This window comes from Dyella sp. BiH032 (assembly GCF_031954525.1).
In the GTDB taxonomy this organism is placed as follows: Bacteria; Pseudomonadota; Gammaproteobacteria; order Xanthomonadales; family Rhodanobacteraceae; genus Dyella_D.
On the sequence record NZ_CP134867.1, the window covers coordinates 3,752,339 to 3,764,308 of the forward strand.

Annotated in this window: 10 protein-coding genes; 7 read left to right on the forward strand and 3 right to left on the reverse strand. The window is 68.1% G+C overall.

Features of this window, described 5'->3' with window-relative positions; translation table 11 throughout:
- Positions 1-8: 8 nt before the first annotated feature.
- Genes RKE25_RS16525 through RKE25_RS16535 form a run of 3 tightly spaced genes read right to left on the reverse strand, consistent with a single transcriptional unit; the run spans position 9 to position 2,424 of the window.
- Positions 9-320 (reverse strand): DUF6587 family protein, encoded by a 312-nt coding sequence (locus RKE25_RS16525; protein ID WP_311839191.1) that lies wholly within the window; start codon positions 318-320, stop codon positions 9-11.
- Positions 317-2,167: a ferrous iron transport protein B gene (feoB, locus tag RKE25_RS16530; protein ID WP_311839192.1), complete on the reverse strand. Its 1,851-nt coding sequence runs from the start codon at positions 2,165-2,167 to the stop codon at positions 317-319. Before feoB ends, RKE25_RS16525 begins: the two co-directional genes overlap by 4 nt.
- On the reverse strand, positions 2,164-2,424 hold the full coding sequence (locus RKE25_RS16535) for a FeoA family protein (RefSeq protein WP_311839193.1): 261 nt from the start codon (positions 2,422-2,424) through the stop codon (positions 2,164-2,166). Before RKE25_RS16535 ends, feoB begins: the two co-directional genes overlap by 4 nt.
- A gap of 155 nt (positions 2,425-2,579) precedes the next feature.
- Between RKE25_RS16535 and RKE25_RS16540 the strand changes: the two genes are divergently transcribed.
- The 7 genes from RKE25_RS16540 (at position 2,580) to typA (ending at position 11,937) form a co-directional block, all read left to right on the forward strand.
- Positions 2,580-3,374 carry an enoyl-CoA hydratase/isomerase family protein gene (locus tag RKE25_RS16540; RefSeq protein WP_311839194.1) on the forward strand — a complete coding sequence of 265 codons (795 nt, stop codon included), beginning with the start codon at positions 2,580-2,582 and terminating at the stop codon, positions 3,372-3,374.
- 39 nt (positions 3,375-3,413) lie between these two features.
- A complete protein-coding gene (locus RKE25_RS16545) occupies positions 3,414-3,803 on the forward strand; it encodes a VOC family protein (RefSeq protein WP_311839195.1) in 390 nt (129 codons plus the stop codon).
- A gap of 28 nt (positions 3,804-3,831) precedes the next feature.
- Positions 3,832-4,350 carry a cupin domain-containing protein gene (locus tag RKE25_RS16550; RefSeq protein ID WP_311839196.1) on the forward strand — a complete coding sequence of 173 codons (519 nt, stop codon included), beginning with the start codon at positions 3,832-3,834 and terminating at the stop codon, positions 4,348-4,350.
- Between the two features lie 268 nt (positions 4,351-4,618).
- Positions 4,619-6,616, forward strand: a complete 1,998-nt coding sequence (locus tag RKE25_RS16555; RefSeq protein WP_311839197.1) for an acetyl/propionyl/methylcrotonyl-CoA carboxylase subunit alpha — start codon at positions 4,619-4,621, stop codon at positions 6,614-6,616.
- Between the two features lie 62 nt (positions 6,617-6,678).
- A complete protein-coding gene (locus tag RKE25_RS16560) occupies positions 6,679-7,572 on the forward strand; it encodes a hydroxymethylglutaryl-CoA lyase (RefSeq protein ID WP_311842414.1) in 894 nt (297 codons plus the stop codon).
- Positions 7,573-7,740: 168 nt separating this feature from the next.
- A complete protein-coding gene (locus tag RKE25_RS16565) occupies positions 7,741-9,948 on the forward strand; it encodes a pilin (protein WP_311839198.1) in 2,208 nt (735 codons plus the stop codon).
- Between the two features lie 159 nt (positions 9,949-10,107).
- Complete coding sequence (gene typA, locus RKE25_RS16570; RefSeq protein ID WP_311839199.1) at positions 10,108-11,937, forward strand: translational GTPase TypA; 1,830 nt, start codon at positions 10,108-10,110, stop codon at positions 11,935-11,937.
- Positions 11,938-11,970 lie beyond the last annotated feature (33 nt).

Genomic DNA, 11,970 nt, shown 5'->3' on the forward strand with positions numbered 1-11,970 from the left:
ACGCCCGCTCAGGGCGCGGGACGGTTGCGCGGCCGGAATTCCAGCGGCTGGACATCCGGCCGAGCGGACGACGGCGGCTTCGGTCCACAGCTGCCACAGGTGCCGCAACCATCGCCGCAGTTGCCGGTGGCCTGCGCCGGCTGCAGCCAGCGGCCCAGCGCACGCAGCCAGGAGGCACGCCAAGGCTTGTTGAGCGAGGCCGATGCGGCCGCCAGCCAGCGCGTGCTCATGCCCGGCAGCAGCTTGCGGAACGCGTACCCCGCGCTGAACAGCACCAGCGCGCCGATAACCAGGCCCTGCACCAGGTGGAACGTACTCATGTCAGCGCCCTCGCCACCTGGTAGGTGATCAGCGACGCAAGGTACGCGAGGCCGAACAGATAACCGGCCGTGATCGCCACATTGCGCCAGGAATTGGTCTCGCGGCGGATCACCGCCAGCGTCGACATGCACTGCGGCGCGAACACGTACCACGCCAGCAGCGACAGCGCCGTCGCCAGCGACCACTGCTGCGCGATCACCGGGCCGAGCTGGCTGGCCACGGCGTCGTCGCCACCGGACATCGCGTACACCGTGCCCAATGCCGACACCGCCACTTCGCGCGCGGCCAGGCCGGGGATCAGCGCGATGCAGATCTGCCAGTTGAAACCCACCGGCGCGAACACGTAATGCAGTGCACGGCCCAGGCGCCCGGCCAGGCTGTAGTCGATGGCCGGCTGCGTCGCGCCTTCCGGCGGCGCCGGGAAGCTGGACAGGAACCACAGCAACACAGTCAGCGCCAGGATGATTCCGCCGACGCGCTTCAGGAAGACCAGCGCGCGCTCCCACAGCCCGAGCGCGACGTCGCGCGGATTGGGCAGGCGATACGACGGCAGTTCCATCAGCAGCGCGTGCTCGCTCTTGTCCTTGCGGAAACGCTTGATCACAAAAGCCACGGTCAGCGCGCTGACGATGCCGGCGACGTACAGCGTGAACAGGACCACACCCTGCAGATTGAAAATGCCGCCCACCGTACGTTGCGGGATGAACGCGGCGATCAGCAGCGTATACACGGGCAGGCGCGCCGAGCAGGTCATCAGTGGCGCCACCAGGATAGTGGTCAGGCGGTCGCGCGGATCGGTGATGCTGCGCGTCGCCATGATGCCGGGAATGGCACAGGCGAAGCTCGACAGCAGCGGAATGAAGGCGCGCCCGGTCAGGCCCGCCTTGAACATCAGCTTATCCAGCAGGAAGGCCGCGCGCGGCAGGTAGCCGGATTCCTCCAGCACCAGGATGAAAAGGAACAGGATCAGGATCTGCGGCAGGAACACCAGCACCGCGCCCAGCCCCGCGAAGATGCCTTCGTTGAGCAGGCTGTGCAGCGCGCTGTCCGGCGGCAGGAAACCGGTCACCCACGCGCCGAGCGAGGCCACGCCCACTTCGATCGCGTCCATGATCGGCTGTGCCCAGGAAAACACCGCCTGGAAGATCAGGAACATCAGCACCGCCAGGATGGCGAGGCCGAACACCGGATGCAGCGCCCAGCGATCGATCGCGTCATCGATGGCGTCGGTGCTGCGCGGCATCACCACCGTGGCGGCGAGCAGCTCGCGCACCTGCGCGTGCAGGTCGGCGCGGCTGGCGGGGTCGTCCGGCAGCGCCGGCGGAGCGGACGGCACCTCGCCATCCACGCGCTCGATCAGCGCCTTCGCGCCGCCGCGCTTCACCGCGACCGTCTCGACCACCGGAATGCCCAGGCGGCGCTGCAGCTCGGCGATGTCGATCCGGATGCCGCGGCGGCGCGCGGTATCCATCATGTTAAGCGCCAGCACCACCGGACGGCCCAGGCGCTTCACTTCCAGCACGAAGCGCAGGTGCAGGCGCAGGTTGGTGGCGTCGGCCACGCATACGATCAGGTCGGGCGCCGGTTCGCCGGGATAGACGCCCTCGCACACATCGCGGGTGATCTGCTCGTCCGGGCTGGTGGCATCGAAGCTGTAGGTGCCGGGCAAGTCCAGCAGGTGCAGCACGCGCCCGCTCGGCGCAGTGAAGCGGCCTTCCTTGCGCTCGACAGTGACGCCGGCATAGTTGGCGACCTTCTGGCGGCCGCCGGTGAGCTGGTTGAACAGCGCCGTCTTGCCGCAGTTGGGGTTGCCGACCAGGGCGATGCGCAGGGTGCTGGCGCTCATGCCCGCTCTCCTTTGGCCTGCTCTCCGCTCCGCACGGTGATGCGCGCTGCCTCGGTGCGGCGCAGCGCGAAGCGTGTGGAACCGATCTGGATCAGCAAGGGATCCGCGCCCAGCGGTCCACGCGCCACGACGCGGACGGGCTCGCCTTCGACAAAGCCCAGGTCGCGCAGGCGCTGCGCGATCAGATCATCGGCATGAGCATCGTCCACTCGGTCCACCACGGCAGGCGCCCCATTGGGCAGGTCGGACAGTCGCACGGCCACCACTCAAATAAGAATGGTTCGCATTGTACAGTGATCCGCCGGTCACGGGGGAATGCCATCGTGGCGCGTTGCCGCGGCTTTCGCCGCCGCAAGCTCTTGCTCCCGGCCGCCTTCCCTTACCCTAGGCGCTTTGCCGCCCCGGAACCCGCATGTACACGAGCCTCCGAACCTCCGACCGCGCCGGCGTACGCACGCTGGCGCTGAACCGCCCGGCACTGCACAACGCTTTCGACGACGCCCTGATCGCCGAACTGACGAACGCCCTGGAAGCCGCCGGAAGCGATGCCGGCGTGCGCGCCGTTGTGCTCACTGGCGAGGGCGCCAGCTTTTCCGCCGGCGCCGACCTGAACTGGATGCGCGGCATGGCCAAGGCCAGCGAAGCGGAGAACCGCGAGGATTCCCTGCGCCTGGCCCATCTGATGCGCACCCTGCAATACCTGCCCAAGCCCACCGTGGCGCGCGTCAACGGCGCGGCCTACGGCGGCGGCGTGGGCCTGGTCGCCTGTTGCGACATCGCCATCGGCGTGGATGGCGCGAAATTCGGGCTGACCGAGGTCAAGCTCGGGCTGGTGCCGGCGGTGATCTCGCCCTACGTGATCGCCGCGATCGGCCTGCGGCAGGCGCGGCGCCTGTTCCTCACCGGCGAACTGTTCGACGCGCCCACGGCGCAGCGCATCGGCCTGCTGCACCAGTGCGTGCCGGCGGACGGCCTGGATGCCGCGGTAGACAGCGCGCTGGCCGCGCTCGCCAAGGCCGGTCCTGTCGCGCAGGCCGAAGCCAAGCGCCTGGCGCTCGGCGTGGCCGGCCTGGACGAGGCCTGGGCCGAGGCGGTCGACCGCGAGAACGCCGCCCTGATCGCCCGCCTGCGCGTCTCCGCCGAAGGCCAGGAAGGACTCGGCGCCTTCCTCGACAAGCGCACGCCGGCCTGGCTGGTCCAGGCATAAACTGCCGTCTGGCCATCGCATCCATCGAAGGAGTCGTCCATGCTCGACCATATCGGCGTGCCCGTTTCGAACTACGCGCGCAGCAAGGCCTTCTACGAACGCGTGCTCGCCCCGCTGGGCGGCGGCCTGGTGATGGAAGTGCCCCAGGAAGTCACCGGCACCCGCGCGCATGCCGGCTTCGGCATCGACGGCAAGCCTTGCTTCTGGATCAGCAGCAGCCCCAACGCGGCGCTCTCCACCATCCACGTCGCCTTCGTCGCCAAAACCCACGCCGCCGTGGATGCCTTCTATCGGGAAGCCATGGCCGCCGGCGGCACCAGCAACGGCGAGCCCGGCCTGCGCCCGCACTACCACAGCCATTACTACGCCGCCTTCGTGCTGGACCTGGACGGCCACAACGTGGAAGCCGTCTGCCACCTGCCCGCCTGACCTTCGCCGGCAACCGCCAGGACCGTCCATGCCCCGCCACATTCTCAACATCGCCGACGTCCAGCCGCAGCCCTACCAGGTAGGCTTCGCGCCCACGGGCGCGGCCGCCGAGCGTTTCGATGCGCGCGTCGCGCGCATTTCGCCCCTGCTAGGCGCGCAGAAGCTCGGCTACAACCTCACCGTGCTGCCGCCGGGCATGCGCGGCTATCCGTTCCACCACCATCGCGTGAACGAGGAAATGTTCTTCGTGCTCGAAGGCGAAGGCGAAGTGCGCATCGGCGAGGAGCGGCACGCGATCCGGCCCGGCGACATCATTGCCTGCCCGCCCGGCGGACCGGAGGCGGCACACCAGATCGTCAACACCGGCAGTTCGGACCTGCGCTATCTGAGCATCAGCACCATGCAGTATCCGGAAGTATGCGAATACCCCGACAGCGGGAAGTACGGCGTGATGGCCAACTTCGGCCCCTCCGCGGACGGCACGCCGCAGTTTTTCCGCGTGGTGGGAAGGCAAGGCGAGTCGGTGGATTACTGGGAAGGCGAGTAATTCCTGCGTGAAACCCTTCTCTCCACTGAGGAAGGGTTTCACGGGGATTCCCTTCGGTCATATGCGGATAAGGGACCAGCGATCGAGAAAGAGGCTGTACGAAGCCCGGCGTATTTGCAAAGGCTCCCGCTCCTCCGCTCCCCAGGTCCTCTCACCCCAGCCCTCTCCGGCGGAGAGAGGGCGCAAAGGCATGCTGCGCCGCGCATCGGCCTGAAACGCCCGTTCTGCTAGCGTTACGGACTTTGCACCCCACCTGACGGACCCGTGCATGTTCGAGCGCGTACTCATTGCCAACCGCGGCGAAATCGCCTGCCGCGTGATCCGCACCTGCCGCCGTCTCGGCATCCGTACCATCGCCGTCTACTCCGAGGCCGACGCCGACGCGCAACACGTGCGTCTGGCGGATGAAGCCTGGCCCATCGGCGGCCCGCGTCCAGCCGATTCCTACCTGCGCACCGACGCCATCCTCGACGTCGCCCGGCGCAGCGGCGCGCAGGCGATCCACCCCGGCTACGGATTCCTTTCCGAGAACACCGCCTTCGCGCGCGCCTGCGCCGATGCCGGCATCGCCTTCATCGGGCCGCGCCCGGAAAGCATCGATGCGATGGGTTCCAAGGCCGCGGCGAAAGCGCTGATGGAGAAGCACACGGTGCCGCTGGTGCCCGGCTACCACGGCGACAACCAGGACACGGATTTCCTCGCCGAGCAGGCGCGGCGCACCGGCTTCCCGCTGATGATCAAGGCCGCTGCGGGCGGCGGCGGCAAAGGCATGCGCATCGTGCGTGCCGAGAAGGAATTCGCCGACGCGCTCGCCTCCGCGCAACGCGAGGCGGCCAACGCCTTCGGCGATACGCGCGTGATCCTGGAGCGCTACGTCGAGCACCCGCGCCATATCGAGTTCCAGGTGTTCGGCGACACGCACGGCAACGTCATCCATCTCAACGAACGCGAGTGTTCGGCCCAGCGCCGCTACCAGAAGGTACTGGAGGAAACGCCCTCGCCTTTCCTCACGCCCGAGCGCCGCGCCGCCATGGGCGCCGCCGCGGTGGCCGCCGCGCTCGCCGTCGATTACGTGGGCGCCGGCACGGTGGAATTCATCGTGGGCCAGGACGGCGAATTCTTCTTCATGGAGATGAATACGCGCCTGCAGGTAGAGCACCCGGTCACCGAGGAAACCCTCGGCCTGGATCTGGTCGAATGGCAACTGCGCGTCGCCGCCGGCGAGCCGCTGCCGCTGCGCCAGGAGGACATCCGGGCGCATGGTCACGCCATTGAAGTGCGCCTTTACGCGGAAGACCCGGAACAGAACTTCCTCCCCGGCTCCGGCAAGCTGCTGCGGCTGCGCCTGCCCGAGCGCTCGCGCCACGTGCGCATCGATGGCGGCGTGATTGAAGGCGACACGGTCACGATCTTCTACGATCCGATGATCGCCAAGCTCATCGTGTACGGCGCCGATCGCCCGCAGGCCCTGCAGCGCCTGCGCGATGCGCTGATGACCTGCGAGATCGCCGGCCCCAAGTCGAACATCGCCTTCCTCGAGCGCCTGACCCGCCATCCGGCCGTGGTGGAAGGCCGCATCGACACCGGCTATCTCGATCGCCATCTGGATGAATTCCTCGCCGGCGATACCGCGCCCGCGCCGCGCATGCTGTTCGCCGCGGCCGTCGCGGCGCTGCTGCATGACGAAGGCGTCACGGCGACCGCGGCGCGTTACGGCGCCGACCCGTTCTCGCCCTGGGCGCGCGCCGATGCCTGGCGCGTCGGCCACGCCGGCAAGCGCATCGTGGCGCTGTCCTTGCGCGAGCAGCGCTATGAAATCGAGGCCCACGGCCATGATGGCGACTACCGCCTGCGTCACGGCGATGCCGAATGCCACGTGACCGGGGCGCGTCATGACGGCGAAACGCTCAGCGCGCGCTTCGACGGCGAAGCGCAACGCCTCCCGCTGCGTGCCGATGCGCAGCGCGTGCTGGTGCACGACGCCGACGGACACCGCCACGCGTTCACTCGCGCCGAGGCCTTCGCCTGGGCATCCAAGGAAGGCGCCGGCGGCAATCAGATCGTCGCGCCCATGCCCGGCCGCATCGTGCTGGTGAGAGCCAAACCCGGCGACCAGGTGGAGGAAGGCCAGGAACTGCTGGTGATGGAAGCGATGAAGATGGAACTGGCGCTCAAGGCGCCGCGCGCCGGTACCGTCGACAGCATCGGCGCGGCCCAGGGCGATTTCGTCGAGGCCGATGCGGTGCTGGTGCGCTTCGCCACTTGAGCGGCACGCGGACGGACGCATTTCCTTTTCTCTCCCATGGATCTCACGTCGCCATGAACAGCATCGATCACCACGTCCGCATCGTCGAAGTCGGCCCCCGGGACGGTCTGCAGAACGAAAAGACGCTGCTTCCGGCCGACGTGAAGATCGCCTTGATCGACCGCCTCTCTTCCACCGGCTTGCAGACGATCGAAGCCACCAGCTTCGTCAGCCCCAAATGGGTGCCGCAGCTGGCCGACGCCGCCGAGGTTTTCCAAGGCATCCGCAAGGTGCCCGGCGTGAGCTATCCCGTGCTGGTGCCGAACGAGCAGGGCTACCGGCGCGCGCGCGAGGTGGGTGCCGCCGAGGTCGCCGTGTTCGCGGCGGCGTCCGAGGCATTCAATCGCAAGAACATCAATGCCGGCATCGACGAATCGATCGAGCGCTTCCGTCCGGTCCTCGAGCTGGCCAAGGCGGACGGCCTGAAGGTGCGCGGTTACGTCTCGACTGTGCTCGGCTGCCCCTACCAGGGCGAAGTGCCCGTGGCGGACGTGGTGCGCGTCGCGGCGCGACTGCACGAACTCGGCTGCCATGAGATCTCGCTCGGCGACACCATCGGCGTCGGCACCCCGACCAAGGCCCGCGCCATGCTCAAAGCGGTGGCGGCGGAGGTGCCGATGGCGGCCCTCGCCGTGCATTTCCACGACACCTACGGCCAGGCGCTCGCCAACATCCTGGCCTGCCTGGAGGAAGGCGTGCGCGTGGTGGACAGCGCGGTCTCCGGCACCGGCGGCTGCCCGTACGCCAAGGGCGCCACCGGCAACGTGGCCAGCGAGGATGTGGTCTACATGCTGCACGGGATGGGCATGCACACCGGCGTCGACCTCGATCTTTTGGTCGCCGCGGGCGCCTGGCTTTCCGCCCAGTTGCACAAGGACACCGCCAGCCGGGTGACGAAGGCGCGCACTGCGTCCTGACCGGCCATCGAACCGCCACGACGCGTCAGCCGCGGCGTTACTCCCAGCGGTTTTTACGGGAGCATCGATACGCGCGAGCCGCGGCCGGGCGCTTTGCTATAGTCCGGCCGCTTCCGGCGCGGCGACCGCGCCCATCGCAGCATCATTTTGGAATCCAGGAGTTCAAGGATGAAACCGTCGCGCCGCCTTCTTTCCGCCGCTGTGCTTTCCGTGTGCGCCATGCTTGGCGCCTGTCATCGCGAGCAGGCGCCCAGCGCCGATGCCAACGCCGTGCGTCGCGCGCAGGAACAGCTTTCCCAGCCCGCCTGGCTCAACCGGCATCTGCCCGCGCGCACTGTGGGCTATGTGCGGATTCCTTCGCCGTGGGGCCTGCTGGGCGCCGTGCCGAATGGCCGTCCGCTGGATGCCGCCCTGGCCAGCGAGCAACACCTGAAGGCGGTCGCGGCGCTGCGCGATGCCATCGCCAAGGACAAACTGCTGGCCGACGCCGGGGCGACTCCTTTCATGCTCGCCTTGCTCTCGGACCTGCGTTCTCCGCTGGAAGTCGCCGCGGTCGATCCGCTGGGCATGCTCTCGCCGGGCAGCATGCTGCTGGCGACTACCCAGTTGGAACAGCGCGACGTGGCCACGCTCAATGCCCGCTTCGCGCAGCTCGGCGCGCTGCACCTGCAGGCGCCGCTCGACGCCAAGGGCGATGGCGCGCTGGCATCCGGCGAACTGCTGCATTTCGACGCCGCGAGCGGACGCCTGTTCGTCCTCATGGCACGCTCCGGCACCGCCGCCGGCACGCCTCCGGACCGCGGCACGCTCGCCGCGCTGATCGGCGAGACGAACAAGCCCGAGGCCAGCGACGTGGTCGCCCGGGTGGCCGCGCAGGAAGCGCGGATCGACGCTTCCGGCCAAGGCATGTTCGCCTGGTTTAGCACGCACGGCCTCGGCGGCCTCGCATCCGGCGCGATCCCCGCCGATCAGGTGGGCACGCTGCCGGGCGACTTCACCGCCAAGGCCGACAGCATCGCCTTCGGCTGGGGCGCGGTGGACGGCCACGGCCGGTTCCAGGTGCGCCTGCACGCGCCGCAGGCCCGCCTGCTGGGGTATCTGGCACCGAAGCAATTCGTGCCGGGCTTCAAGGTCGCGGGCAAGCCTTCCTGGGTGGTGACCATGGCCTTGCCCGGCACCGAGCAGGTCAAGGCGTTCGAGGACAGCCTCACGCTGAACTTCGGCGCCGAGCGCGCCGGTGCCTATCGCAAAGCCATGGGCGAGTTGAAGCAGAAGGCGGGCTTCGACCTTGCCGAGCTCAGCCAATGGATCGGCCCCGAGCTAGTCAACTACGAGGACGACGCCGGCACCTACACGGCCATGCGCGTGCGCGACCGTAAAGCCCTGTACGCCCGCCTGGAGGACCTGGCCCAGACGCGGCATTGGAGTTACCGGGTTCTCCCCGTGGAAGGTGCCCAGGTGCATTCGCTGTGGATCCCCGGCCACTTCGGCGATCGCCTGCATGGCGAGGGCGAAGATGGCCATGACAAGGACCAGGGCACCCTGCTCGCGCTGCTCGGCCGCCTCGGTTCCCATCTGTATTGGATCGAAGACGGCGATTACCTCGTCTTCGCCAAGCTGCCCCAGGCCCTCGCCGATCGCGCCGCCGCCAAGCTGGATACGCGCATGGACGAGTGGCTGAAGGTCCAGGCCCATCCCGGCACGGCGGGCCTGCTCGCCTATACCGCCACGTCGCGCGATGCGCAGCGCAAGGCCTATTACGGCTACCTGCAGCTGCTCCAGTACGTCGACGATGCCAGCGGCGGCACGGTCGACCTGTCCGCGCTGCCGGCCGCCCACACACTCGACCTGCCTCGTGACGGCGTGATCGGCGCAAGCCTCGATGCCAGCCAGAACGACCTCTCCCTCGGCCTGACCTACGAACAGAATCCGCTGGAGATGGTGACCAGCGGCTCCAACGGCATGGTCGCCGTCGCCACCGCCGCCATAGCCGCGGCCGTGGCGATTCCCGCGTACCAGGACTACAGCCTGCGCAGCAAGGTCGCCCAGACCCTGGCCACCGCCGAACCGGCCAAGATCTCCATGATCGAGTTCCGCCAGACCACGGGCCGCTGGCCGAAGAATGCCAAGGAAGCCGGCCTGGACGAGGACGCCCATGGCGCGCTGGCCATCGGCACCGGCAGGATCGAGCTGAGCCTCGCCGGGACGGGCCAGGCCAAGCTGTCCGGAGGCACCGTGGTGCTGACGCCGGAGCAGGCGGGCCAGGCCTGGACCTGGCACTGCCGGGCCGAGGGCGTCGAGGACAAGTACCTGCCGGCCGATTGCCGGCACGGCGATCCGGTGGCGGACGGCGAGCCGGCCGGCGCGGCCCGCTAGCCGTCCGGCGCGGCTCGAGACGGCGTCCGCTCCTCGACACGCCGAGGGAGCGGCGCTTGAAAACGGCGTTCAAGCAAGCTGTCACATAACTCCGTATAATTGGCCGATTCGCCCTTGAGAAACCTACGCGACGGCCCTCCGGCCGCCCGAGCCGATCCCATGTCCATCGAAAATCTGCGCAATATCGCCATCGTCGCCCACGTCGACCACGGCAAAACCACGCTCGTCGACCAGCTGCTGAAGCAGTCCGGCACGCTCTCGGAGCGCACCGTGCTGGCCGAACGCGTGATGGACAGCAACGACCAGGAAAAAGAGCGCGGCATCACCATCCTGGCCAAGAACACCGCCATCACCTGGCAGGGCAACCGCATCAACATCGTCGACACCCCCGGACACGCCGACTTCGGCGGCGAGGTGGAGCGCGTGCTGTCGATGGTGGACACCGTGCTGATCCTGGTCGATGCGATGGACGGCCCGATGCCGCAGACCCGCTTCGTCACCCAGAAGGCCTTCGCGATGGGCTTCAAGCCGATCGTGGTGGTCAACAAGATCGACCGCCCGGGCGCCCGTCCGGAGTGGGTCGTCGAGCAGGTGTGGGATCTGTTCGACCGCCTCGGCGCCACGCCGGAGCAGATGGACTTCCCGATCGTCTACGCCTCGGCGCTCAACGGCTACGCCTCGCTCGACCCGGAAGTCCGCGAGGGCGACATGACCCCGCTGTACGAAGCCATCATGAAGCACGCGCCCAAGCCGGACGTGGATCCGGAAGGCCCGTTCCAGATGCGCATCAGCCAGCTCGACTACAACAACTTCGTCGGCGTGATCGGCATCGGCCGCATCCAGCGCGGCACGTTGAAGAAGAACATGCCGGTGGCCGTGATCGACCGCCATGGCAAGAAGCGCCAGGGCAAGGTGCTGCAGGTGCTGGGCTTCATGGGCCTGGAGCGCATCGAGCAGGACACCGCCGAGGCCGGCGACATCGTGGCCATCTCCGGCATCCAGGAGCTGACCATTTCCGACACCGTGACCGCGCTCGACGCGCCCGAGGCGCTGCCGGCGCTGACGGTGGACGAGCCGACCATCAGCATGACCTTCCAGGTGAACAACTCGCCGTTCGCCGGTAACAAGGACCTCTCCGGCGGCAAGTTCCTCACCAGCCGCCAGATCAAGGAGCGCCTCGAGCGCGAGCAGGTCCACAACGTGGCGCTGCGCGTCGAGCAGGGCTCGGACGCCGACAAATTCCTGGTTTCCGGCCGCGGCGAGCTGCACCTGTCGGTGCTGATCGAGAACATGCGCCGCGAAGGCTACGAGCTGGCCGTGTCGCGTCCGGAAGTGATCATCAAGGAGATCGACGGCCAGAAGATGGAGCCGTACGAGCAGCTGGTGGTCGACGTGGAAGAGATCCACCAGGGCCCGGTGATGGAGCGCCTGGGCGTGCGCAAGGGCCAGCTCAAGAACATGGAGCCGGACGGCAAGGGCCGCGTGCGCCTCGAGTACATGATCCCGGCGCGCGGCCTGATCGGCTTCCAGAATCAGTTCAAGACCCTCACCCAGGGTTCGGGCCTGCTGTTCCATGTGTTCGACCACTACGGTCCGAAGGAAGAAGGGCAGATCGCCAAGCGTCTCAACGGCGTGATGATCGCCAACGCCGCCGGCACCACGCCCGCCTATTCGCTGGGGCCGCTGCAGGAACGCGGCAAGCTGTTCGCGGCGGAAGGCGACTCGGTCTACGAAGGCCAGCTGGTGGGCATCCACGCGAAGGACAACGACCTGACCGTGAACGCGATCAAGCCCAAGCCTCTGACCAACATGCGCGCCTCGGGCAAGGACGACGCGATCCAGCTGACGCCCGCGATCAAGTTCTCGCTGGAACAGGCGCTGGACTTCATCGACGACGACGAGCTGGTGGAGATCACGCCCAAGGAAATCCGCCTGCGCAAGAAGCACCTCACCGAGAACGATCGCAAGAAGGCTTCGCGCGGCGGCTGATCGCCCCACGCCATCGTTACGGAGAAGGCCGCC